A 23,238-nucleotide genomic window follows, 5' to 3' on the forward strand; every position below is an offset into this window, starting at 1 on the left:
GCGGGTCGCGGCATCCCCACCCTCGTCAGATCACTCGACGCCGAACTCGGCGCACTTGTCGGCGAGGCTGACGCCGGCGATCTCGCCGGAGCAGACGTCCGAGGCCGAGGCGTCACCGGCGGCGACGACGTCCTTGACCTCGTCGGGCCCGACGAGCTGCGGCGTCACCGCGATGTACGGCGTGCCGTCCTCGAGCTTCTGGTCGGCGCTGGGCGTCGATCCCTGGAGGAGGTCGGTCGCGACCTTGATCGCGGCCTCGGCCTCATCCTTGACCGGCTTGTAGACCGTGGCGGTCTGCCACCCGGTGAGGATGTTGCGCAGGCCCTCGACGTTCGCGTCCTGACCCGAGACGGCGACACCCGTGAGGTCGCGGTCCTGGAGCACCTTGATGACGCCGTCCGCGTTGGTGTCGTTGGCGGCCCAGACGCCGTCGACCTTGCCGCCGTTGGCGGTGAGCGCCTGCTCGAAGTTGGTCTGCGTCTTCGCGCCGTCCCAGACTCCCGGGGGCTCCGCGACCGGCTTGATGCCGGCTGCTTCCATGACCTCGACGGCGCCCTTCTTGAACATCGCCGCGTTGCCGTCGGTCGGGTCGCCGCCCATGTAGTAGACGGCCGCGGTCGCCGGGTCCTTGCCCGCGGCCTCGAGGCCGTCGAGGACCGTCTGCCCTTCGAGCCTGCCGACCTCGACGTTGTCGAACGAGACGTAGTAGTCGGCGCCCTGGAACGGACGGTCGTAGGCGATGACGGGGATGCCCTGGGACTTCGCCTTCGTGGCCACACCCACGGCGGCGCCGTTGTAGTCGACGAGCAACATCACGCCGCAGCCCTGGGTGAGCTGCTGGTCGCCGATGGTCGCGTACTTCGAGGTGTCGCCCTGCGCGTTCTGGATGTCGACGTCGAAGCCGGCGGCCTTGAGGCCCTCATCCAGGTACTTGCGGTCGAAGTTCTCCCAGCGGGGCGAGGACGCCGCGTCGGGGAGGATGACGCACGCACGGCCGGCTTCGGCCGGTTCGGCCCCGCCGCTCGAGCCCGCGGGTGCCGGGGTGCTCGCGGACGAACAGCCGGCGAGCAGGAGTGCAGCGGCCCCCAGGACTGCTGCGACGGACAGGGACTTCTTCATCGTTCGCCTTTCGACAGTGAAATCAAACGAGCGCGGCATCGCGCTTGACGATGATCTTGATGCGTTCACGAAATGAAGTCAAGATGTGAACATAACGCTTTCGTCACCGCCGACGACCCGATGAGCGGCGGCCCGACAGCGACCCGCGGCGCGCGTGCGACGCGCTATCCGGCGCCGGATCCGAGCCGCGAGCGGCGGGTCACCGCGTCGAGGGCGACCGCGAAGACCAGGACCGCCCCGGTGACCATGAACTGCACGGCTGAGCTCAGGTTCACGAGGGTCAGCCCCGACGAGATCGCCTGGATGACGACGACGCCGAGCAGCGCGGCGAAGGCCGAGCCGCGGCCGCCGAAGAGGGACGCGCCGCCGATGATGGCGGCGGCGATCGCGTTGAGGTTCGTGTCGGCCGCGCCGGTGCTCTGGTTCGCGGCGGCGAGCCGCGCGGCCGCGAGCACCCCGCCCGTCGCGGCGAGGGCCGAGCAGAGCACGAACACCGAGACGACGACGCGGTCGACGCGGATGCCGGCGCGGCGGGCGGCCTCGATCGATCCGCCCACCGCGAAGACCGACCGCCCCCACCGGGTGCGGGTGAGGGCGAGGTGGGCGGCCACGACCAAGACGACGAACACCACGAACATGACGCCGACGCCGCGCGAGAGTCCCAGATACCAGGACGCGCCGACGAGACCGATCAGCAGCAGCGCTCCGCGCACGACGATCGTGAGCGTCCGCTCGCTCTCGAGCTCCGCCGCGGCGCGGCGCCGTGCGCGGCGCAGCAGGGTCGCCGTGTAGGCGAGCGCGGTCCCCACGGCGAGGAGGTACGCCAGCCAGTGCGGCAGGTACATCTGCTGGGCGAACTGCACGATCCACGAATCGAACGGGAGGTTGATGGACCCCGCGTCGCCCAGCACCCAGAGCTGGACGCCGAGGAGACCGAGCAGGCCCGCGAGCGTGACGACGAAGCTCGGCAGGCCGAGCTTCGTACGGAGCGCCCCGTAGCAGACCCCCACGACGCACCCCGCGGCGATCGCCGCACCGATCGCGAGGGGGAGGGGCCACTGCAGTTGGACCGCGCCCACGGCGAGGATCGCGGCGGCCACACCCGACATCGAACCCACCGACAGGTCGATCTCGCCGATGAGGAGCACGAGCACGATGCCCAGCGAGATCGTGCCGATCGCCGCGCACTGCATCAGCAGATCGCTGAGATGCCGGCTCGTGAGGAAGACCGGGTTCAGCGTCTGGAACACGACCGCGATGACGACGAGGGCGAGGACCACCGGCATCCGCCCCACGTCGCCGGACCGCACCCGGGCGAGCGTCAGGGCGATCACCCCCGCGTCGCGGTTCACCGGTCGCCGTCCGTCCGGCGCCGCGCCCCGGACAGCGGGATCACGGGGGCGCGGGGCTCGTCGGGGAGCGGCGCGGGCCTCGCGACGTCGAGGGCGCCCGTGATCGCGGCGATGAGGACCTCGCTCGTGGCCTCCTCGGCGTCGAACTCGCCGTTGTTGCGCCCGAGGCGCAGCACGACGATGCGGTCGGCGACGGCGAGCACGTCGGTCAGGTTGTGGCTGATGAGCACCACGCCGTGACCACGGTCGCGCAGGCGCTCGATCAGGTTCAGCACCTCCGCGGTCTGGGCGACACCCAGGGCGGCGGTCGGTTCGTCGAGGATGACGATGCGCGGCTCGCCGATGAGCGACCGCGCGATCGCGACCGTCTGCCGTTGGCCCCCCGACAGGGTGGAGACGGGGACCCGCACGGAGGGGATCTTCGCGGCGAGCTCGCGCAGCAGCATCCAGGTCCGCTCCTCCATGCCGACCTCGTCGAGGCGACCGCGTTCGAGGAGCTCACGACCGAGCCACAGGTTCGCGACGACGTCGAGGTTCTCGCAGAGGGCGAGGTCCTGGAACACCGTCGCGATCCCGAGGTCCTGCGCGTCGGCGGGGGTGGAGAGCTGCACGACGTCGCCGTCGAGCTCGATCGTGCCCGCATCGGCGGGGTGCACACCGGCGAGGACCTTCACGAGCGTCGACTTGCCGGCGCCGTTGTCGCCGACGAGGGCGACCACCTCGCCCTCGCGGACGCGGAAGTCCACCCCGTTGAGCGCACGCACGGCGCCGAAGCGCTTGTCGATGCCGCGCATCGTGAGGACGTGGTCGCCGGTGCGACGGGAGGAGACGCTCACGCGGGTGCTCTCATTCCAGCCCCGCCGCAGCGCAGGCCTCGGCATAGGCGGGGGTGCAGATGTCCTGCACGGTCCAGAACCCGTCGGCGACGACGGTGTCGGCGATGTCGTCGACGGTGACGGCGACCGGGGTGAGGAGGGTCGCGGGGATGCCGTCGACGGTCGTGTCGCCCGCCGGGCGCTCACCGCTCGCGAGCTGCAGCGCGACGTCGGCGGCGATCGTCGCCTGGGTCCGCAGGGCTTTGTAGACGGTCATGTACTGGTCGCCCGAGACGATGCGCTGGAGCGCCGTGAGCTCGGCGTCCTGACCGGTCACCAGCGGGAAGGGCGAGACGTCGGCGGCGCGGAGGGCCGCGATCGCGCCGCTCGCGGTGCCGTCGTTGGCGGCGTACACCGCGACGATCTCGTCGCCGTACTGGGCGATCTGCCCCGCCACCCAGGCCTGCGCCTTGTCGGGACTCCAGTCGGGAGTGTCGTACTCGGCGAGGATCCGGAGCCCCGCGTCGGCGATGACCCGGCGCGCGCCCTCGCGGAACTGCGCGGCGTTGCTGTCGGTCGGCGAGCCGTGGACCATGAGGATGCCGCCGTCCGTACGACCCTCGCGCTCGAGGCCCGCCACGAGAGCGTCGGCCTGCAGCTCGCCGACGCGCTCGTTGTCGAAGGAGACGTAGTACGCCGGCTTCCCGCCGCCGACGATCATCCGGTCGTAGGAGACGACCGGCACGCCCTCGGCGGTCGCCGCCGCGAGGATCGACGCCGCCGCGCGACCGTCGACCGGGTCGAGGACGAGGACGGCGGCACCCGCCGCCAGCGCGGACTCCGCCTGCTGCTGCTGCCGCGCGGCATCCTGATCCGCGTTCGTGTACAGCACCTGCGCGTCGCCCGATTCGGCGATGCGCTCCTCGAACACCGGTCGGTCGAACGTCTCGTAGCGGGCGGTCTTCTTGTCGGGCAGGAGCAGGGCGATCGTGGTGCGGCCGGACGCGCTGTCGGGGAGCGCGCATCCCGAGAGTGCGGCGGCCGTGGCCCCCACGACGACAAGGGCGGCGAGTAGCCGTCTCATGCGGGGAACGCGACCAGTTCGGCGTCGACGGCGACGTGATCGAGCGCGAGCGCGATGGCCCCGCGGGTCTCGGCCCACTCCGCGAAGTCGGACGCCACGATCTCGGGCACTCCGCCGCCGAGGATGGAGCGCTCGAGCGAGTGGCGCAGCGGTGCGAGGAGGATCTCTCCTGCCCGCGCGAGCTCGCCGCCTACGACGATGCGTTCGGGGTCGATGAGGTTGCACAGGCTCGCCGCGGCGATGCCGATGTGACGCCCGGCATCCGCGATCGTCCGCTGCGCCGCCGCGACGCCGTCGCCCGCCGCCGTCACGAGGTCACGGAGGCGATGGATGCCGTCGGCTTCGCTGAAGCCCGCGAGCAGCGCCGGGCCGGCCGCCACGGTCTCGAGGCAGCCCCGGTTGCCGCAGCGGCAGCGGGCACCGTTCTCGTCGATCGTCATGTGGCCGATCTGGCCGGTGCGGCCGCTCACCCCGCGGAAGAGGTCGCCGTCGACGAGCAGTCCCGCGCTGATGGCGTGCCCGACGGTGATGTAGACCGAGGAGGAGGCGCCGCGGGCAGCGCCCTCCCGCGCCTCGGCGAGCGCGCCGAGATTGGCCTCGCTGTCGACGTGCACGGGCCGGCCGATGCGGGCCGACAGGCTGCGGGCGATGTCGACGCCGTCCCACCCCGGGAGCAGCCCCGGAGTCGAGATGACGGAGGTGCGCGGATCGACGGGTGCCGGGAGCGCCAGGCCCACGGCCAAGAGGTCGGAGAGGGAGCCGCCGAGGCCCTCGACCATGTCGCCCAGGAGCAGGCTCAGCCGGTCGAGCTCGGCGTCGTGCCGGTGGTCGGGAGCCAGCGGCAGCGAGGTCTCCGCGACGACCGACCGCGTGGCATCCGCGATCGCGACGTGCAGCTTGCGGGTGGAGAAGTGCGCACCGGCGACGAGGCCGACTTGGCGGGCGAGCGAGACGAGGGTCGCCCGCCGCCCGCTCCGCGAGGTGAAGGACGTGTGGAGGACGCCCGTCGCGGTCAGCTCCTTGACGATGTTCGACACCGTCGCGGGGGAGAGGCCGGTCGCGCCCGCGAGCTCGATCTGCGTCAGGCGCCCATGCCGCTTGAGCGAATCGAGCAGACGTGCACGATTCGCTTCTCGCAGCGAGGACTGCGAGCCGGGCGGTGTTGACCGGCGAGCCACGGGGACACCCTACCGCGCGGGGCGCGCGACCGGCCCCGGGCGGGTCAGGCGGCGTCGATGAGGCGCACGCGGACGATGTTGGTGGTCTCGTCGAGCTCGGCGACCTTCGGGTGATCCTTCACGAAGTCAGAGAAGGAGCGGTGGCCGAGCGCCTTCTCGCTGAAGGAGGGATCCATGCGCTTCAGCAAATTCTTGACGGCCGAGAGATGGACCCACTCCTCGTCGGTGCGCTCGTGCTCGAGCCGCAGCGCGCGGGAGAGGAGCTGCTCGACGGGGTCGACCGTCTTGCGCCGGCGCCGACCCGCGCTGGGCGCGGCCTCGGGTGCGGGCTCGGGGAGGGCGAGGGTCACACCCGGGAGCGCGTCGTACGCGTCGAACTGGTCGCACGCGGCGGCGAGCGACTTGGCCGTGGAGCCGGCGACCCCGACGGCGACGACGAAGCGACCGAGGCGCTTGCACCGTTGCGCGAGCGGAACGTAGTCGCTGTCGCCGGCGACGATGACGACGTGGGTGAGGTCCTCGAGGCGGAACAGGTCCTCGACGGTGTCGACGGCGAGGCGGATGTCGGCACCGTTCTTCGCGTACGCCGCCGCCGGGAACAGCTGCACGAGGTCGACCGCGCGGGCGACGAGCTGCTGCCGGTAGAGGGAGTTCACCGGCGACGACCAGTCCGCGTAGGCCCGGGTGAGCACGAGGGTGCCGAACGAGGCGGCGTAGTCCATGATCGCGCCGACGTCGATCATCGCCGCCGCGAGACGGTCGGCGATCTCCTTCTCGTCGGGGTCCGCGGCGATCCGCTGCCGGTCCCGCGAGTAGCTGTTGCGACCGTGCACCCGGTCGTACCAACTCATGACGATGTTGTCGAAGTCGAGGTAGACCGCGACGCGAGGAGTGGAGGAATCCGGCATCCCCCCAGTCTTACAGCTTGGGGCCGCCAGGTGTTCCGGGAACCGTGTCGCTGAGACCGAGGACGAAGTCGAGGATGTCGCGGGCCGACGCCGTCCGCACCGGACCGCGCCCGAGCGCCCACCCGGCGTCGTCCGCGGAGAGAGTCGACCCGGCGACGGCGGCGCGCCGCTCGAAGGGCATGCGTGTGACGGCATACAGCGCGACGGCCCCGCTCAGGGTGGGCGGGAGCGTGATCGGGCGATCGCCCGCGAGGACGAGCAGGGCGCGTGTCGCGTCGACGAGGGAGCGGATGCGGCGGCGCCGGCCGCCGCGGATCTCCGCCGCCACCTCGGGGAGCGGTGTCCCCGCGGAGGATCCCAGAGCGGCCTCGGCGAGGAAACGGTCGGCGTCGTCCTGAGATCGCGCGAGGCCCGCTGCGAGCACGACGACGTCGGCGAGCGCCACTCTCCAGTCGCCCGTCACCGCGGACTCGTCCGTGCGCTCCCGGTTGCTGAGGGGCAGGTGGCGCGAGAGGTCGGACATGCGGTCAGCTTAGGCGGCGGCGGGTGCGATGTGACAGGCCGCCTTGTCACACGCGAGGCCCCGTCACGACAGGGGAGTAGGGTGCCCTGGAGGTCGGGACGTGCATAATGGCGTCGAATCGATGTGACCGTGAACATCCAGCGAGGGGCCCGATGAGCGACGATGCCGCCGGCCGGAGACCGAGTATCCGCGATGTCGCGCGCCTCGCGGAGGTCTCGCACCAGACGGTGTCCCGCGTCCTGAACGACCACCCCAGCATCCGGCCGGAGACGCGGGACCGGGTTCTGGCGGCGATGCGGGACCTCTCGTACAGCCCGAACCGCGCGGCCCGTGCGCTGGTGACGAGCCGATCGCGGACCATCGGCGTGCTCGCGGCGTCGGCGACGCAGTACGGCCCGGCCTCCTCCATCGCCGCGATCGAAGCGGCCGCGCAGGCGCGGGGCTACTGGGTGTCGACGGCGAACATCGACCCCGGCGACCCCCAGTCCATCCCCGACGGCATCTCGCACCTCATGGCCCAGTCCGTCGAGGGCCTCGTCGTGATCGCGCCCCAGGTGCGCGTCATCCGGGCCATCGCCGCCCACGCCGTCGACGTGCCGTTCGTGACGCTGCAGTCCACCGATCCCGACGCGGGCCACTCCGTCGCCGTCGACCAGGTCGCGGGCGCCCGATTGGCCACACGCCACCTGATCGAACTGGGCCATCGCTCGATCTACCACCTCGCGGGGCCGCAGGACTGGATGGAGGCGGAGGCCCGCATGACGGGCTTCCTCGAGGAGATCAGCGCGTGGGACATCGCCACGACCGCGCCGATCCTGGGGGACTGGACCGCCGACTTCGGCTATTACGCCGGGCGCGAGTTGCTGCGATACCGCGACTTCACGGCGATCTTCTCCTCCAACGACCAGATGGCGCTGGGGCTCCTGCACGCCGTGCGCGACGAGGGCCTGGACTGTCCGCGCGACATCAGCATCGTCGGGTTCGACGACATCCCCGAGGCGGGCCACTTCTGGCCGCCGCTTACGACGGTGCGTCAGGACTTCGCCGAACTCGGCCGCCGGTGCGTCGAGATCCTGCTCGACGAGGCGGGGTCCGCAGCGCTTCCCATGCTCACGCCGGAGCTCGTCGTCCGGTCGTCGACGGCGGCGGTCGCCCGACTCTGACCCCTTCGGCGCGTCGTGTTTGACATCACCGCGGCCTTGGGTGCATAGTCTCCGATGTGAACGGTCACATGGCCGTCACCCGGCCGAGTGAATCGGACCGCGCAGGACAAGGGAGTCGGCAATGGCGTCGAAGGACGAGCGCTACGTGAGCGGGGTGAAGACCGAGGTGGCCGTCGCCCGCATCCGCGAGCGAGTGGCATCCCTCCTGGTCGACCTGTCCCGCCGTGGCCTGGTCTCGGCCACGCTGTGCGAGCGCGTCCCCGACGCGGATTTCTTCGTCACCCGACCCGCGGACGCGGACGACGACCTCGCGCCCGAGCGGATGATGGTCCTCACCCTCGCCGGCACCCCCGTGGCCGGGACGCCCGGCGAGGGCGGCGCGCGCCCCGCCGACGTCGCGCTCTACGCGACGGTGCTCCGCGAGCTCCCGGACACGATGGCCCTCGTCCACCTCGAGACCGGCCACGCGGCCGCCTGGGCGGCACGCGGGCAGGAGATCCCCTGCGTCACCGCCCAGTCCGCCCGCGAGTTCGGCGGCACGGTGCCTGTCCTCGCCGGGCCCCGCGTCGACCCGGCGGCGCTCGTCGAGGCGCTCCGCGGCGACGGCGCCTCCGTCGTCCTCGTCGCAGGTCTCGGCGCCTTCTGCGCGGCCGGCTCCGCCCGCGAGGCGGCCCGTGTCGCGCAGGTGCTCGAAGGCGTCGCCCGCACCGCTGCACTCGCCGCGGTCGGCGGACCCACCGAGCCCCTCTCGCCCGAGACGATCGCGGACCTCTCCGGCCGCGCTCGCGACCTGCGGGAACCGATCACCGACGGCCGCCGGTAGCCCGATACCGGGCGCGGCCACCACCCACAGGACCCCGGCAGGGGTCATGCACCAACCGAACACCACGACACCGAAGTCAACGGGAAAGGAATCACAGTGAAACTCAAGAGGATCATCTTCGTCGGCCTCGCAGCCGGCGCCCTCGCACTCACGGCATGCGCCGGCGGCAACGGCGGTGGCACCAGCGGCGGCGGCAACGAGGGCGGCGGGGACGGCGGCCTGATCGGCGTCGCGATGCCGACCAAGAGCTCCGAGCGCTGGATCCAGGACGGCGACGCCGTCAAGAAGGCACTGGAGGACCAGGGCTACAAGGTCGACCTGCAGTACGCCGAGGACGACATCCCCACCCAGGTCTCGCAGATCGAGAACATGATCACCAAGGGCGCCGAGGCGCTGATCGTCGCCTCGATCGACGGCACGACGCTGACCGAGGCCCTGCAGAACGCGGCGGATGCCGACATCCCCGTCATCGCCTACGACCGCCTCATCAAGGGCACCGAGAACGTCGACTACTACGCGACGTTCGACAACGAGCTCGTCGGCAACCAGCAGGCATGGACGGTCCTCAACGGTCTCGGCCTGACCGACCTCGAGGGCAACAAGCTGGACGACGCGCCCAAGGGGCCGTTCAACATCGAGCTGTTCGCCGGCTCGCTGGACGACAACAACGCGTTCTTCTTCTTCAACGGCGCGATGGACGTGCTGAAGCCCTACATCGAGGACGGCACGCTCGTCGTCAAGTCGGGCCAGACGAGCATCGAGCAGGCAGCGACGCTCCGCTGGGACGGCGAGACCGCGCAGAGCCGCATGGAGGACATCCTCACGGCCAACTACAGCGACGGCACGCAGGTCGACGCCGTCCTGTCGCCCTACGACGGCATCTCGCGCGGCATCATCTCGGCTCTCGCCGACGCCGGCTACTCCGTCGGTGAGGAGTGGCCGATCATCTCCGGTCAGGACGCCGAGGTCGACTCGGTCAAGGCCATCCTGAGCGGCGAGCAGTACGCGACGATCTTCAAGGACACCCGCGAGCTGGCCAAGGTCGCCGCGGACATGGCCGTCGCCGTGCTCAACGACGAAGAGCCCGAGACCAACGACACCACCACGTACGACAACGACGTCAAGGTCGTCCCGTCGTACCTGCTGGCCCCGGTCCCGGTCGTCAAGGACAACGTCCAGTCGGCGCTCGTCGACACGGGCTACTGGACGGCGGAGGAGCTGGGTCTCTGACCCGGGTCCGCCACTGACCATCCGCGTCGGCGGCGAGGTTCGCCTCGCCGCCGACGCACCCCCATCCATCCCTCACGGAAGTCGGAGATCGTGACCGAGACCATCCTCGAGATGCGCGGCATCACCAAGACGTTCCCTGGCGTGAAGGCGCTGTCGAACGTCAACTTCGCCGTCCAGCGCGGCGAGATCCACGCCATCTGCGGCGAGAACGGCGCCGGCAAGTCGACGCTCATGAAGGTGCTGTCGGGTGTCTACCCGCACGGCACCTACGACGGCGAGATCCACTACGCCGGCGACGTCGTCGAGTTCAAGAGCCTGCGCGACAGCGAAGCGCGCGGCATCGTCATCATCCACCAGGAGCTCGCCCTCAGCCCCTACCTCTCGATCGCCGAGAACATCTTCCTCAACAACGAGCGCACGGGCGCCGGCGGTCTCATCGACTGGAACAAGACCAACTTCGAGGCGGCGGAGCTGCTCAAGCGCGTCGGACTGCGCGAGAACCCCACCACGAAGGTCAACCAGCTCGGTGTCGGCAAGCAGCAGCTCGTCGAGATCGCCAAGGCGCTCTCGAAGGAGGTCAAGCTCCTCATCCTCGACGAGCCGACCGCCGCGCTGAACGACGAGGACTCCGATCACCTGCTCGATCTGATCCTCAGCCTCCGCGAGGAGGGGATCACGTCGATCATCATCAGCCACAAGCTGAACGAGATCAAGAAGGTCGCCGACGCCGTCACGGTCATCCGCGACGGCAAGACGATCGAGACGATCGCGAAGTCCGACGTCACCGAGGACCGCATCATCAAGGACATGGTGGGTCGCGACCTCGAGCACCGCTACCCCGACCACGAACCGCAGATCGGCGACGAGCTGCTGCGTGTCGAGAACTGGACCGCGCACCACCCGCAGGACCCGACCCGTGTCGTCGTCGACGACGTGTCGATCACGGTTCGTGCGGGCGAGATCGTCGGGATCGCCGGCCTCATGGGCGCCGGCCGCACCGAGTTCGCGATGAGCCTGTTCGGCCACAGCTACGGCACCCGCATCTCAGGCAAGGTCTTCATGCGCGGCCAGGAGATCCGCACGCGCACGGTGTCGGAGGCGATCGCCAACGGCCTCGCGTACGCCACCGAGGACCGCAAGACCTACGGACTGAACCTCATCGACGACATCAAGCGGAACATCTCGATGGCGTCGCTGAAGAAGCTCGAGAAGGCGGGGCTGGTCGACGACAACGAGGAGTTCGCCGTCGCCAACCAGTACCGCAAGAGCATGAACATCAAGGCGCCGACCGTGCTCGCCAAGACCGGGAAGCTCTCGGGCGGCAACCAGCAGAAGGTCGTCCTGTCGAAGTGGATCTACTCCGACCCCGAGGTGCTCATCCTCGACGAGCCCACCCGCGGCATCGACGTCGGAGCGAAGTACGAGATCTACACGATCATCAACAAGCTCGCCGCCGCCGGGAAGGGCGTCATCGTCATCTCGTCGGAGCTCCCCGAACTCCTCGGCATCTCCGACCGCGTGTACGCGCTGTCGGAGGGTCGGATCACCGGTGAGATGCCGATCAGCGAGGCCACCCCCGAACACGTCCTCAAACTCATGACCATGGAGAAGCCCCGCTGACGGGGCAGGAGACACACATGTCCAACACCACTTCCACGGAGACCGCCGCCGGCGGCGGCATCCATCCGTCCGACAACCGCGTCACCCGCTGGCTGGCGACGGTCCTGTCCGACCTCGGCCGCAACGGCATCTTCATCGCCCTGATCGCGGTCGTCGTCCTGTTCGCGATCCTCACCGACGGCATCCTGCTGCGTCCGCAGAACCTGTCGAACCTGGTCGTCCAGAACGGGTACATCCTCGTGCTGGCGATCGGAATGGTGATGATCATCATCGCCGGCCACATCGACCTGTCCGTCGGGTCCGTCGCAGCCTTCATCGGCGCCGTGTCGGGTGTGCTGGCGGTCGACATGGGACTGCCCTGGGGCGTCGCGATCATCCTGTCGCTCCTGATCGGTGCCCTCGTCGGCGCCTGGCAGGGCTTCTGGGTCGCGTACGTCGGCATCCCCGCCTTCATCGTGACCCTCGCGGGCATGCTGATCTTCCGCGGCCTCGCGCTCGTGGTGCTCGGCAACCAGAACATCGGCTCGTTCCCGACGGAGTACCGCGCGCTCGGCAACGGCTTCCTCGCGGGGCTGTTCGGCGAGTCCGACCCCGACCTGTTCACCCTCGTCATCGGTGCGGTCGCCATCGTCGCCCTCGCGGTGCAGCAGGTCCGCACGCGCCTCGGCCGCCAGAAGTACGACCAGGACGTCGATCCGCTCATCTGGTTCATCGCCAAGCTCGCGCTCGTCGCGGTCGTCATCGGCTGGTTCACCCTCGCGCTGGCCTCGTACAAGGGCATCCCGGTCACCCTGATCGTGCTCGCCGTCCTCGTGCTCGTCTACGGCATCGTGATGAACCGCACGGTCTTCGGCCGTCACATCTACGCCATCGGCGGCAACCGCCACGCGGCGGAGCTGTCGGGCATCAAGACGCGTCGGGTGGACTTCTGGCTCTTCGTGAACATGGGTGTCCTCGCCGCACTGGCGGGCCTCATCTTCACCGCGCGCCTCAACCTCGCCGGTCCCAAGGCGGGTGAGGGCTTCGAGCTCGAGGCGATCTCGGCGGCCTTCATCGGCGGCGCAGCGGTGCAGGGCGGTGTCGGCACGATCGGCGGCGCGATCATCGGTGGTCTCATCATCGGTGTCCTGAACAACGGCATGTCGATCATGGGCATCGGCATCGACTGGCAGCAGGCCGTGAAGGGTCTCGTGCTGCTGTTCGCCGTCGCCTTCGACGTCTACAACAAGCGTCGGGCAGGCCACTGAGATGGCGAAGAATCTGCCCACGGGCGACCTCGACCGACCCGGTCCGACGACCGCGCGGATCACGATGTGGATCTGCGGCGGCGCCGTGGGTCTCTACATGGTCGTGAGCGGCCTCGTCGGTGCCCTGACCACCGGCTGAACCCGGCCCACCGCATCCCCTCTTCCCGACGCGGAGGAGGGGATGCGGTCGTTCACCGCTGACTCATAGGCTCGGGCGCATGCCCTATCTGGTCTCGCTCGTCGTACTGGCCGGGATGATCTTCGCGCTGGTCGACATCATCACGCGCGATCAGAGCCTCGTGAAGCACATGCCCAAGACGGTCTGGCTCTTCGTCGTCATTCTGCTGCCGTTCCTCGGGACGGTGCTGTGGTTCGCGATCGGGCGCGAGTACCCGCGGCGCGAGGTCAGCCGTCCGCCGCAGTTCGCCCCCTGGGCGAGCGAACCCGCCCCGCCGCCGGTGCGCGCGCACGAGTCCCGCTCGACCGAGCAGCAGCTCGCCGACCTCGAGCGCGAGATCGAGGAGGAGCGGCTGCGCGCGGAACTCGCCCGGCGTCGCCGTGAGCTCGGCGACCCGGCCTGAGCCGCGGCGTCAGCCGCGCGGGTAGACGACGCCGATCTGCCGGCGGATCTCGTCGAGCGTGCCCATGATCGCGACGCTCTCGTCGATCGGGAGGATGTCGCCGTCGGTGCGCCCCTGCGCGACGAGCTGCTCGGCGTGGAGGGCCTGGAACTGCATGCCGCGGCCGTCGATCTCGGTGCGGAACTCCTCGACGAGCGCCCCGTCCGCCCCGAACACGCGGAACGTGGTCGGCGCGTAGAAGACGCCGTCGATCTCGATGCGCCCCTTCGTCCCGACGACCTGGGCGGCGTTGGCGCCCGCCGCGCGCGAGGAGGTGAGGAGCGAGGACACGCCGCCGTTCGCGTGCACCATCGCGATCGCGACGTCGGTGTCGGCCCCGGTCGCGGCCAGCTGCGCCGTGGCGCGGATCTCTGCCGGTGCGCCGAGGACGTCCCAGGCGAACGAAACCGGGTAGATGCCGAGGTCGAGCAGCGCGCCCCCGCCGAGCGCGAGGTCGTTGAGACGGTGGCTCGGGTCGTCGGTGATGTTCTGGGTGTGGTCGGCGCTCACGAGGCGGACCTCGCCGATCACGCCGTCGGCGAGGATCTCGCGCAGGCGCACCATGTGGGGGAGGTAGCGGGTCCACATCGCCTCCATCGCGAGCAGACCGTGATCGGCGGCGAGGTCGCGGATCGCGACGGCCTGGTCGGCGTCGAGCGTGAGGGGCTTCTCGATGAGGACGTGCTTGCCGTGCTCGAGGGCGAGCGCGGCGCCCGCGAGGTGGTGGCTGTGCGGGGTCGCGATGTAGACGATGTCCACCTCGGGGTCGGCGACGAGATCCTCGTACGATCCGTGGGCGTGGGGGATCCCGTACTGCTCCGCGAACGCCTGCGCGGAGTCGAGCCGGCGCGAGCCGACGGCGGTGACGGTGCGCCCCGCCGTCTTCAGGTCCGAGGTGAAGGCGTGCGCGATGCCGCCGGTGGCCAGGATTCCCCAGCGAAGAGAGGTCATCGCCCGAGCCTATCGGCGCAGCGTGCGCACCGGATCTAGAGTCGGATCGTGACCCGTCCCGACGCCGCCGCCCTCGACCGGTTCCGCGAGCTGCTGCGGATCCCGACGGTGTCGATGCCGCCGGGGGAACCGGATGCCGACGGTGCACCGTTCGTCCGCTTCCGGGACGCCGTCGAGCGGCTCTACCCCGCGCTCCACGGCGGGCTCGAGCGCGAGGTCGTCGGCGGATACTCGCTGCTCTACCGCTGGCGCGGAGCGGATGCCGCGGCTCCCCTCGTCCTCATGGCGCACATCGACGTCGTGCCGGTCGTCGCGGACGAGTGGGACCGCGACCCGTTCGGCGCCGAGACGGTCGGGGCGGGCGACGACGCCGAGATCCACGCGCGCGGCGCGGTCGACGACAAGGGTGCTCTCGTCGCGATCCTCGAAGCCGTCGACGCCCTCGTCACCGAGGGGTTCACGCCGCAGCGGGACGTCTACCTCGCCTTCGGCCACAATGAGGAGGTCGCCGGCGACGGCGCCCAGGCCATCGTCGAGGTCCTGCGGCAGCGCGGCGTGCGGCCCTCGCTCGTGCTCGACGAGGGCGGCGCGGTCGTCGAGGGCGCGATCCCCGGGGTGCACGTGCCCACCGCCGTGATCGGCGTCGCCGAGCGCGGCGTCATGACCGTGCACCTCACCGCGCGGGAGCTCGGCGGGCACGCCTCGACCCCGCCGCGCGACCCTGCCACCGCGCGGCTCGCGCGGGCGGTGCTGCGGCTGCACCGCCGGCCGTTTCCGACGCGTCTCGTGCCGCCCGTGCGCGCGATGTTCGAGACCGTCGCCCCGCACACGACCGGCCCGCTGCGGCCCGTCTTCGCGAGCATCGGCGTGACGGGACGGCTGCTCGCGAAGGTCTTCCCGCGGCTCGGTCCCGAGCTGAACGCCCTCGTGCGGACGACGGCGGTGGTGACCGAGCTCGCCGGCGCCGCGGGGGCGAACGTCCTCGCCACCTCCGCCCGGGCGAGCGTGAACGTCAGGCTGCTGCCCGGCGACACGGCCGCGTCGGCGGCCGCCCGCATCCGTCGTGTCATCGCCGACCGCCACGTCGAGGTCGAGGTCGCGTCGGCCTCGGAGCCCTCGCCGGTGTCGCCGTGGACGGGACCCGCGTGGGACCGCCTCGTCGCCGCCACCGCGTCGGCGCTCGGGGAGGACGTCCTCCCGACGCCCTACATCCAGCTCGGCGCCAGCGACAGCCGGTGGTTCACCGCGATCAGCGATCACGTGTATCGGTTCACGCCGTTCCACCTGACGCGCGGCGAGCGGGAGGCCCTGCACTCGCACAACGAGCGCATCCGCGTGGGGTCGTGGCTGCGGGGGATCGAGTTCTACCGCGACCTGCTGCGGGCCGGCTGAGTTCAGCCGCGCTCGGCGAGCGCCTTCGAGATCCGCTGCAGCGACACCGGCTCGGCGGTGCCGAGGCGCTGCGCGAACAGGCTCACGCGGAACTCCTCGAGGAGCCACCGCGCGTGGACCAGGTGCGCGGGAGCGCCGGTGGGGAGCGGGAGGGTGCCCCCGGCATCCGCGAATAGGGCTGCGGCGCGCTCGTACTCGGTCATCCGTTGGCGGTCGCGGCCGGGGTTGTCGGAGAGGGCGTCGACGCGGTCCTTCGCCCCCTGCAGGTAACGCGGCAGGTGCGCGAGACGGGCGGTGCCGGCGCGGGAGAGGAAGCCCGGGTGCAGGAGCGCCGCGAGCTGACCCTTCACGTCGCCGAGGGCGGCGAGCAGCGTCATCGAGTTCTGGTTCTTGACGGCGCGTTCGACGTCGCGCTGCAGGGTGAGGATGCGGGCGGCGAGCGACACCGCCTGGAAGAGCTCGTCGACGACGCGGCTCGAGAACGCGTCGCGGGCGGCCGTGAACGCGGCCTCGGTGCGGATGACGGCGTCGCCCATGACGGCGTCGGCCACGGCGACCCGGGCGTCCTCGATCAGCGCCTTCGCCGAGGGGTACGGCGACGCCGCGAGGGCCAGCTTCTCGGGTGCGGTCAGGTGGTCCATGACGTAGGCCGTGGGGGAGGGGACGGCGAGCAGCAGCAGGCGCCGCGCGCCCGCGCGGGTCAGCTCGGCCGCGCGCTCGGCGGTCGCCTCGATCCGCAGCGACACGGCGTCCTTCGTGTCGACGAGGGCGGGGTAGCCGCGGACGACACCGCCGGCGACCTTCGTGTCGACGACGGCCGGCAGGTCGCCCACGTCCCACGTCGTGATGCCCGTGCGTTCGATCGGCGCGCTCGCGGCCGCGACGGCCGCGGCGGGGGGTGCCGAGGGCTGCGGCCCTCTCTTCGGGCTGAGCGACCGGGCGACCGACTCGCGGGCGCGACCGGCGAGGCGGCCCTGCAGCTCGCGCAGATCGCGGGACGACCCCACCGTGCGCCCGCGCTGGTCGACGGCGCGGAACGAGACGGTCAGGTGGGCGGGCACGCGCTCGAGGTCGAAGTCGCGCTCGGTCACCGGCTGGTGCGCGACGCGCTGGATGCGTGCGGCGAGCGCCGCGCGCAGGGTGGATGCCGGGAGTCCGTCGGTGTCCTCCGGCCCCGAGCCGCGCAGCTCGTCGCCGAGGGTCGCCGCCCAGTCCGCGGCCGGGACGACGTGGCGCCGGATCGCCTTCGGGAGCGCTTTGATGAGCGCCGTGACGAGCTCGTCCCGCATCCCGGGCACCTGCCAGTCGAAACCGTCGGGGCGCAGCTGCGCGAGGAGGGCCAGCGGCACGACGATGCTGACGCCGTCGTCGGGGGCGCCCGGCTCGAACCGGTAGGCGACCGACAGCACCTGGTCGCCCTGACGCCAGCGCGCCGGGAAGTCGCGCTCGTCGGTGCGGGCGGACTCGCCGAGGAGGTCGGCCTCGGTCATGTCGAGCAGCTTCGGGGTGCGCGGCTGCGTCTCGCGCCACCACGCCTCGAACGAGCGGACGTCGAACACGTCGTGCGGCACGCGCGCGTCGTAGAAGGCGTACACGGCCTCGTCGCCGACGAGGATGTCGCGGCGGCGCTCCCGCTCCTCGATGCGCTCGAGCTGGCGGCGGAGCTCGCCGTTGCGGCGCTCGAACGCGGTGAGCCGCTTGTCGAGGTGCTGGCTGTTCCACTCGCCCTCGACGAGCGCGTGGCGCAGGAACAGTTCGCGCGCCAGGTCCCGGTCGCGGCGGGCGAGCTGCACGCGCCGGCGCGGGATGATCTCGACCCCGAAGAGCGTCACCTTCTCGGCCGCGACGGCGGCACCGGCATCCTTCGACCAGTGCGGGTCGCTGAGACTGCGGTGCGCGAGATCGCCGGCGAGGTCCTCGGCCCACGCGGGGTCGATCGCCGCGACGGTCCGGCCGAACAGGCGCGAGGTCTCGACGAGCTCGGCGGCCATGACGGCGTCGGGTGAGGCTTTGCGCAGGCCCGAACCGGGGAAGATCGCGAACGAGGCGCCGCGGGCACCCCGGTACTGCGGGAGGGGCTTGCGGGCGTTCTTCTTGGCGGGATCGGTCGTGACCGAACGCGTGTCGAGGATGCCGATGTGCGACAGGAGCCCGGAGAGGATCGCGCGGTGCAGCGCATCGGGGTCGGCGGCGCCGGCGGTGCCGCGGGGCGCGTCCTTCGGGGCGCCCGAGCGCGACAGCGTGCTCAGCTGGCGGTGCACGTCGAACCACTCCCGCACCCGCACGTAGTTGAGGTGCTCGCTGCGGCACAGGCGCCGGAACGCGCTCGAACCCAGCTCGCGCTGCTGCTCGCGGAGATGGTTCCAGAGGTTCAGCAGGGTGAGGAAGTCGCTCGTCGGGTCGACGAACCGGGCGTGCAGCCGGTCGGCCTCCTCCCGGCGCTCCTCGGGGCGTTCGCGGACGTCCTGGATCGACAGACCCGCGACGATCGCGAGGACGTCGCGCGAGACGCCGAGCTTCTCGGCCTCCAGCAGCATCCGCGCGAAGCGGGGGTCGATCGGCAGACGGGCGATCCGCCGGCCGAGGCCCGTCAGCCGCAGCGCGCCCGCGCGCCCCGTCACGGCGCGGAGCTCGGTGAGCAGTTCGACCGCGGCCTTCACGCCGCGGCTGTCGGGCTTCGTGAGGAACGGGAACTCCGTGACGTCGCCGAACCCGAGCGAGAGCATCTGCAGGATGACCGACGCGAGCGAGGTGCGGAGGATCTCGGGCTCGGTGAACTCCGGCCGCGCGGTGAAGTCGTCCTCGCCGTAGAGGCGGATCGCGATGCCCGCCGAGGTGCGGCCGGCTCGCCCCGAGCGCTGCTGCGCCGAGGCCTGCGAGATCGCCTCGATCGGCAGGCGCTGGATCTTCGACCGCACGCTGTAGCGCGAGATGCGCGCCGTGCCGGCGTCGACGACGTAGCGGATGCCGGGGACCGTGAGGCTCGTCTCGGCGACGTTCGTGGCGAGGATGATCCGCCGCCGCACCCCGGCGACCGCGGACGGCTCGAACACGCGGTGCTGCTCGGCGGAGCTGAGCCGGCCGAACAGGGGCAGCACCTCGGTGGGACGCGCATCCTTCGCGTAGAGGCCGCGGACGGCGTCCATCGCGTCGCGGATCTCGGCCTCGCCGGGGAGGAAGACGAGCACGTCGCCGTCGGGCTCGCGGTCGAGCTCTCGAAGGGCCGCGAGCAGCCCGTCGACGTCGTCCTCGGACGCGGTGTCGTGCGGGCGGTAGCGGATCTCGACGGGGTAGGTGCGGCCCGAGACCTCGATGATCGGGGCGGGCACGCGCTCGCCGTCCGGCGCGGTCGCGGCGAAGTGCGCCGCAAAGCTCTCGGGGTCGATCGTCGCGGAGGTGATGATCACCTTCAGGTCGGGACGCTCGGGCAGGATGCGGGCGAGGTACCCCAGCAGGAAGTCGACGTTGAGCGAGCGCTCGTGCGCCTCGTCGACGATGATCGTGTCGTAGCGGTGCAGCAGACGGTCGCGGTGGATCTCGTTGAGTAGGATGCCGTCGGTCATGAGCGTGACCTGCGTGGCGTCGGTCACCTCGTCCGTGAAGCGGACCTTGTAGCCGATCGCCCCACCGAGCGGCACCTGCACCTCGTGGGCGAGGCGTTCGGCGATCGAGCGGGCGGCGATCCGGCGGGGCTGCGTGTGGGCGATGCGCGTGCGGCCGAGTTCGAGACACATCTTCGGCAGCTGCGTCGTCTTGCCCGATCCGGTGGCGCCGGCGACGATGACGACCTGGTTCTCCGCGATGGCGCGCGTGATCTCGTCCCGCGCGGCGCTGACGGGCAGCTCCGGGGGATACGAGAGGACGGGGGCGGGTGCGGACACAGCCTTCGATGCTATCGCGCGGGCGGATGCCGGCGGTCGCCCGCCGCCTGCCGGACCCGGCTCAGCGGTCGGCGGTCTGCGGGGCGTCCAGCAGCGGCAGGTCGGCCGCCGTGACCAGGCGCGAGAGGACGGCGTGCTCGACGAGGCGCGCACGCCGGTTCGTCGCGAGCTTGCCGGCGCCGCCGCGCAGGCCCTGCACCCCCTCGCGGTCGAACTTGTCGCACACGTTGTCGAGCTTGCGGTTGAACGTCGTGAGCGGCCAGCCCAAGCGCTCGGCGGCCTTCGCCGAGGTGGGGATCTGACTCGATCCCATCATCCCGCCGCGCAGGATCGGCTCGCACAGGGCGATGAGCAGCAGTCGCTGGCTGGCCGTCAGCGGGACCGCGCCGATCGTCGTGCCGCCGTCGGTGCTGTCGCCCTCGAGCGGGGACGTGCGTCCCGTGAAGCGGGCGGCGCCGTTGCGGATCGTGAACTCGTACGTGTACGCGCCCGCCGTGAACATGACGACGAGCTCGGGGAACACGAGCGGCACGCGCGTTCCCGGACCGAGCATCGCCTGGTAGGCGCCGTCGGCCGTGGCGAGCGCGACCGAGATGGACCGGCCCGTGTTGGTGAGCCACCACATGCCCTGCGACGACTCGATCTCCAGCAGCCGGCGGTGCAGGTACGGGTTCGTGTCGATGACGAGGTCCGCGTCGCGACCGATGGAGAAGGTCTCACCCGGCGTCGGGTGGAACCACTCCCCGCAGAACTCGATCCCGAGCTCGGCGGCCTCCGTCTCGGCCGTCATCTCGATGTCCTCCGTCATCACATTCCCCCTTGAACGAGCACGACGATGCCCCAGACGGCACCGGCGACGACCGCCGTGCCGACGAGGCCGACGAGCAGCAGCAGCCCTGCGCGCGACCGGCGCGCCGGTGCGGGCGCCGGGGACACCGGGGGCGCGACCGGGGTCCGCACGACGCGTGCGGCGGGCTCGCCGCGCCGAGGCGCGTAGACCGGCTGCGACACGAGCGTGCCCGGCGCCGACGCGGTCCGCGGCGTGTCGGCGCGTCCGTGCGCGATGGACGTTCCCGCCGTCGTCGTGGGCCCGACGCGTCGGGCCGTCGCCCGGGTGCCCTCGTCGGTGCGCCGCTCGGCGAGGAGCGTCTCGTCGGTGTCCTCCGGTGCCGCGACCGGACCCGTCTCGGCCCGACGTGCGACGAGCCGGGTGTCGTCGTCGCGCTCGGCCCGCAGCTCGCGGCGCGTGCGGGGCGCGAGGCGCGTCTCGTCCTCGAACGGGTCAGTCATGGCGTCTCCGCCGCGACGGCACCGTCTCGACCTCGATCGTGCCGGTCGCGGGTTCGCTCGTGACGAGGCCGCCGGTCGTGTCCTCGAGGCGGGGGTGGATGCCGCCCCCCACCACGTCGACGACGATCGCCGTCACGTTGTCGCGGCCGCCGTGGGCGAGCGCCTGGGCGATGAGCGCCCCCGTCGTCTGCGCCGGGGACGCGCCGCTCAGCAGGCCCGCCCGGATCGCCTCGTCGGTGATCTCGCCCGAGAGGCCGTCGGAGCAGATGAGGATGCGCTCCCCGGTGACCACCGGCAGCAGCCAGAAGTCGGCGGGGCTGCGCTCGCCGCCGACGGCGCGGGTGATCACGTTGCGTCCCTCGAACGTCGACATCTCGTCGCGGGTCAGGCGCCCGGCATCCACCATCTCCTGCGCGATGGAGTGGTCGACGGTCACCTGCTCCAGGCGCTCGGAGAGCAGGCGGTACACGCGGGAGTCGCCGATGTTGACGACGAGCCACCGGGGCTCCCCGCCCTGCTGCACGGCCACGACGCCGGTGAGCGTGGACCCGGCGCCGCGGGTGGTGCCGCGGGCGATCGCGCCGACGGCGCGGTGGGCGGCGTGGACGGCCTCGGCGACCTCCTCGGGCGCGACGTCGCTGCGGCCGACGAACCCCCGGAAGGCGTCGACGACAGCGGCCGCGGCGCGGTCACCCGCCTCGTGACCGCCCATGCCGTCGGCGACGATGAACACGGGGAAGCTCGCGAGGTGCGCGTCCTCGTTCACCCGACGCCGCAGTCCGGTGTCGGTGAGCGATCCGCTGATGACCTCGACGTGCAGCGGGCGGGGGGAGGTCATCGGGCTCCCACGTCGAGGAACAGCTCCGCGTCGCCGAGGAGGAACCGCCCCGAGACGGGGACCGGCGTGCCCACCGCGATCTCGGCGTCGCCGTCGCCGACGATCACGCCGTTGGTCGAGGACAGGTCGGTGATGCTCCAGCCGTCCTCGCCGCGGCGCAGCAGCGCGTGCGTCTTCGAGACCGTGCGGGTGGCGTCGTCGACGGGGACGGGCTGGGCACCGGGCGCCTGCGCCGGGGGCGTCGGATTGCGCCCGAGGACGACGAGATCGGCGGTGAGCGGGACCGTCTGCCCGTTCGGGAGCCGCAGCGCGGCGCTCGGGCGTCGGTGCGCCGCCAGCACGGTGTGCTCCTCGACCTCGGTCGCCGCCGGGGCGGGGGCGGGCGGCAGCGGCGCCACCGGGGTCGCCGGCGTGGCGGCGGGAGCCGCGGAGGGGGCCGGCGCGAGCGGCGGCGGCGACCACGGCGTGACCGGTGCGGCGGCGGGGAAGGGGGTCGTCGAGGGCGGCGCGAACGCGGTCGTGTCCGACGGGACGGATGCCGCGGCCGTCGCCGGCTGCGCGTCGCCCGCGAACGGCGTCGGCGGCAGTCCGGCGCGTGGCAGGCCGTGCCACTGCGCCGAGCCCCACCCGATGACCGAGGCCCAGACGGGGAACAGGAGGACGCCCAGCACGACGAACCCGCCGCCCCGCTCGAACCCGCGGTTCAGGGGGCCCATCATTCGGACGAGGAGGATGATCGCTCCCGCCGCGAAAAGGAGCACGAGGACGAGGGGCACCACCGTCGCGCCGAGGAGAGCCCCGGCGGCGTCGCCGCCCGAGCCGCCGAACGCGGCGTTCTGCGCCGAGGCGACGAACACCGCGTTGAGGACCGAGGCGAGGATCGTGGTGAGCAGGCCCCCGCCGACGAGGACCGCCGCCCACCATCCCTTCATCCCGGCCACCTCGAACAGGGTCCAGAGGTTCAGCACCGGGATCCAGGCGCGCGCGGCGGGTCGGTCGACCTTCCGGAAGACGGCGCTCAGCGCGAGGGCGGTCCACACGTAGACACCGGCGGCGAGGACGAGCTGGACGAACGCCACCAGCAGCGACGCGACGGCGAGACCGGCGGCGGCTCCGGCCGCCTCGGCAGCCGTCGTCGCGAGAGGGATCTCCGTGGTCATGCTCTGCATCCGTCCTGGCCCTCCGTCATCGATTCCGTCGATCC

At 71.7% G+C, this 23,238-nt stretch carries 21 protein-coding genes; 8 read left to right on the forward strand and 13 right to left on the reverse strand.

Features of this window, described 5'->3' with window-relative positions:
- Positions 1–30: 30 nt before the first annotated feature.
- From ACPEH0_RS00535 to ACPEH0_RS00565, 7 genes are all read right to left on the reverse strand, one after another.
- Positions 31–1,119: a sugar ABC transporter substrate-binding protein gene (locus tag ACPEH0_RS00535; RefSeq protein WP_366213321.1), complete on the reverse strand. Its 1,089-nt coding sequence runs from the start codon at positions 1,117–1,119 to the stop codon at positions 31–33.
- A 164-nt stretch (positions 1,120–1,283) separates the two neighbouring features.
- On the reverse strand, positions 1,284–2,471 hold the full coding sequence (locus ACPEH0_RS00540) for an ABC transporter permease subunit (RefSeq protein ID WP_366213320.1): 1,188 nt from the start codon (positions 2,469–2,471) through the stop codon (positions 1,284–1,286).
- Positions 2,468–3,307, reverse strand: coding sequence for an ATP-binding cassette domain-containing protein (locus tag ACPEH0_RS00545; RefSeq protein ID WP_064001680.1), 840 nt, complete (start codon positions 3,305–3,307; stop codon positions 2,468–2,470). Before ACPEH0_RS00545 ends, ACPEH0_RS00540 begins: the two co-directional genes overlap by 4 nt.
- Before the next feature lie 10 nt (positions 3,308–3,317).
- A complete protein-coding gene (locus ACPEH0_RS00550) occupies positions 3,318–4,370 on the reverse strand; it encodes a substrate-binding domain-containing protein (protein ID WP_366213319.1) in 1,053 nt (350 codons plus the stop codon).
- Positions 4,367–5,548 carry an ROK family transcriptional regulator gene (locus ACPEH0_RS00555; protein WP_217530505.1) on the reverse strand — a complete coding sequence of 394 codons (1,182 nt, stop codon included), beginning with the start codon at positions 5,546–5,548 and terminating at the stop codon, positions 4,367–4,369. Before ACPEH0_RS00555 ends, ACPEH0_RS00550 begins: the two co-directional genes overlap by 4 nt.
- 44 nt (positions 5,549–5,592) lie before the next feature.
- Positions 5,593–6,456 (reverse strand): NYN domain-containing protein, encoded by an 864-nt coding sequence (locus tag ACPEH0_RS00560; protein WP_311862573.1) that lies wholly within the window; start codon positions 6,454–6,456, stop codon positions 5,593–5,595.
- A 10-nt stretch (positions 6,457–6,466) separates the two neighbouring features.
- The gene (locus ACPEH0_RS00565; RefSeq protein WP_366213317.1) at positions 6,467–6,979 is read right to left on the reverse strand and encodes a hypothetical protein; all 513 of its coding nucleotides are present in this window, start codon (positions 6,977–6,979) and stop codon (positions 6,467–6,469) included.
- 152 nt (positions 6,980–7,131) lie between these two features.
- Between ACPEH0_RS00565 and ACPEH0_RS00570 the strand changes: the two genes are divergently transcribed.
- The 7 genes from ACPEH0_RS00570 to ACPEH0_RS00600 all read left to right on the forward strand — a co-directional run bounded on the left by ACPEH0_RS00570 (position 7,132) and on the right by ACPEH0_RS00600 (position 13,643).
- Positions 7,132–8,142, forward strand: coding sequence for a LacI family DNA-binding transcriptional regulator (locus tag ACPEH0_RS00570; protein ID WP_217530499.1), 1,011 nt, complete (start codon positions 7,132–7,134; stop codon positions 8,140–8,142).
- A gap of 121 nt (positions 8,143–8,263) precedes the next feature.
- Positions 8,264–8,965, forward strand: a complete 702-nt coding sequence (locus ACPEH0_RS00575; protein WP_366213316.1) for a class II aldolase/adducin family protein — start codon at positions 8,264–8,266, stop codon at positions 8,963–8,965.
- 96 nt (positions 8,966–9,061) lie between these two features.
- On the forward strand, positions 9,062–10,195 hold the full coding sequence (gene chvE / locus ACPEH0_RS00580; RefSeq protein WP_064001686.1) for a multiple monosaccharide ABC transporter substrate-binding protein: 1,134 nt from the start codon (positions 9,062–9,064) through the stop codon (positions 10,193–10,195).
- 90 nt (positions 10,196–10,285) lie between these two features.
- Positions 10,286–11,815 (forward strand): multiple monosaccharide ABC transporter ATP-binding protein, encoded by a 1,530-nt coding sequence (gene mmsA, locus ACPEH0_RS00585; protein ID WP_217530495.1) that lies wholly within the window; start codon positions 10,286–10,288, stop codon positions 11,813–11,815.
- 17 nt (positions 11,816–11,832) lie between these two features.
- Positions 11,833–13,062 carry a multiple monosaccharide ABC transporter permease gene (gene mmsB / locus ACPEH0_RS00590; RefSeq protein ID WP_254631954.1) on the forward strand — a complete coding sequence of 410 codons (1,230 nt, stop codon included), beginning with the start codon at positions 11,833–11,835 and terminating at the stop codon, positions 13,060–13,062.
- 1 nt (position 13,063) lies between these two features.
- Positions 13,064–13,201 (forward strand): hypothetical protein, encoded by a 138-nt coding sequence (locus tag ACPEH0_RS00595; protein WP_217530493.1) that lies wholly within the window; start codon positions 13,064–13,066, stop codon positions 13,199–13,201.
- Positions 13,202–13,280: 79 nt separating this feature from the next.
- A complete protein-coding gene (locus ACPEH0_RS00600; protein ID WP_217530491.1) occupies positions 13,281–13,643 on the forward strand; it encodes a PLD nuclease N-terminal domain-containing protein in 363 nt (120 codons plus the stop codon).
- A 9-nt stretch (positions 13,644–13,652) separates the two neighbouring features.
- Here the strand turns inward: ACPEH0_RS00600 and ACPEH0_RS00605 are convergent, their stop codons facing one another.
- Complete coding sequence (locus ACPEH0_RS00605) at positions 13,653–14,633, reverse strand: Gfo/Idh/MocA family protein (protein ID WP_366213314.1); 981 nt, start codon at positions 14,631–14,633, stop codon at positions 13,653–13,655.
- 48 nt (positions 14,634–14,681) lie between these two features.
- Between ACPEH0_RS00605 and ACPEH0_RS00610 the strand changes: the two genes are divergently transcribed.
- A complete protein-coding gene (locus tag ACPEH0_RS00610; RefSeq protein ID WP_366213313.1) occupies positions 14,682–16,025 on the forward strand; it encodes a M20/M25/M40 family metallo-hydrolase in 1,344 nt (447 codons plus the stop codon).
- A gap of 2 nt (positions 16,026–16,027) precedes the next feature.
- On the opposite strand, the gene hrpA is transcribed toward ACPEH0_RS00610, so the two are convergent.
- The 5 genes from hrpA to ACPEH0_RS00635 form a co-directional block, all read right to left on the reverse strand.
- On the reverse strand, positions 16,028–19,906 hold the full coding sequence (gene hrpA / locus ACPEH0_RS00615; protein ID WP_366213312.1) for an ATP-dependent RNA helicase HrpA: 3,879 nt from the start codon (positions 19,904–19,906) through the stop codon (positions 16,028–16,030).
- A 61-nt stretch (positions 19,907–19,967) separates the two neighbouring features.
- On the reverse strand, positions 19,968–20,696 hold the full coding sequence (locus ACPEH0_RS00620; RefSeq protein ID WP_253036194.1) for a hypothetical protein: 729 nt from the start codon (positions 20,694–20,696) through the stop codon (positions 19,968–19,970).
- A gap of 17 nt (positions 20,697–20,713) precedes the next feature.
- Positions 20,714–21,196 carry a hypothetical protein gene (locus ACPEH0_RS00625; protein WP_366213311.1) on the reverse strand — a complete coding sequence of 161 codons (483 nt, stop codon included), beginning with the start codon at positions 21,194–21,196 and terminating at the stop codon, positions 20,714–20,716.
- On the reverse strand, positions 21,189–22,034 hold the full coding sequence (locus tag ACPEH0_RS00630; RefSeq protein ID WP_366213310.1) for a PP2C family protein-serine/threonine phosphatase: 846 nt from the start codon (positions 22,032–22,034) through the stop codon (positions 21,189–21,191). Before ACPEH0_RS00630 ends, ACPEH0_RS00625 begins: the two co-directional genes overlap by 8 nt.
- Entirely contained in the window at positions 22,031–23,194 is a 1,164-nt protein-coding gene (locus ACPEH0_RS00635; protein ID WP_366213309.1) for an FHA domain-containing protein, read from the reverse strand. Before ACPEH0_RS00635 ends, ACPEH0_RS00630 begins: the two co-directional genes overlap by 4 nt.
- Positions 23,195–23,238: the final 44 nt, after the last annotated feature.

It is taken from the genome of Microbacterium sp. NPDC079356 (assembly GCF_049545465.1).
In the GTDB taxonomy this organism is placed as follows: Bacteria; Actinomycetota; Actinomycetes; order Actinomycetales; family Microbacteriaceae; genus Microbacterium; species Microbacterium gawkjiense.

Excerpts from the sequence above, each read along its gene's own strand:
- ACPEH0_RS00550 (WP_366213319.1), bottom strand. The coding sequence starts at position 4,370 with ATGAGACGGCTACTCGCCGCCCTTGTCGTCGTGGGGGCCACGGCCGCC.
- ACPEH0_RS00560 (WP_311862573.1), bottom strand. The coding sequence starts at position 6,456 with ATGCCGGATTCCTCCACTCCTCGCGTCGCGGTCTACCTCGACTTCGAC.
- ACPEH0_RS00635 (WP_366213309.1), bottom strand. The coding sequence starts at position 23,194 with ATGACCACGGAGATCCCTCTCGCGACGACGGCTGCCGAGGCGGCCGGA.
- ACPEH0_RS00630 (WP_366213310.1), bottom strand. The coding sequence starts at position 22,034 with ATGACCTCCCCCCGCCCGCTGCACGTCGAGGTCATCAGCGGATCGCTC.
- ACPEH0_RS00570 (WP_217530499.1), top strand. The coding sequence starts at position 7,132 with ATGAGCGACGATGCCGCCGGCCGGAGACCGAGTATCCGCGATGTCGCG.
- ACPEH0_RS00620 (WP_253036194.1), bottom strand. The coding sequence starts at position 20,696 with ATGACGGCCGAGACGGAGGCCGCCGAGCTCGGGATCGAGTTCTGCGGG.
- ACPEH0_RS00605 (WP_366213314.1), bottom strand. The coding sequence starts at position 14,633 with ATGACCTCTCTTCGCTGGGGAATCCTGGCCACCGGCGGCATCGCGCAC.
- ACPEH0_RS00600 (WP_217530491.1), top strand. The coding sequence starts at position 13,281 with ATGCCCTATCTGGTCTCGCTCGTCGTACTGGCCGGGATGATCTTCGCG.
- ACPEH0_RS00595 (WP_217530493.1), top strand. The coding sequence starts at position 13,064 with ATGGCGAAGAATCTGCCCACGGGCGACCTCGACCGACCCGGTCCGACG.
- ACPEH0_RS00625 (WP_366213311.1), bottom strand. The coding sequence starts at position 21,196 with ATGACTGACCCGTTCGAGGACGAGACGCGCCTCGCGCCCCGCACGCGC.
- mmsB (WP_254631954.1), top strand. The coding sequence starts at position 11,833 with ATGTCCAACACCACTTCCACGGAGACCGCCGCCGGCGGCGGCATCCAT.
- ACPEH0_RS00565 (WP_366213317.1), bottom strand. The coding sequence starts at position 6,979 with ATGTCCGACCTCTCGCGCCACCTGCCCCTCAGCAACCGGGAGCGCACG.
- ACPEH0_RS00575 (WP_366213316.1), top strand. The coding sequence starts at position 8,264 with ATGGCGTCGAAGGACGAGCGCTACGTGAGCGGGGTGAAGACCGAGGTG.
- ACPEH0_RS00535 (WP_366213321.1), bottom strand. The coding sequence starts at position 1,119 with ATGAAGAAGTCCCTGTCCGTCGCAGCAGTCCTGGGGGCCGCTGCACTC.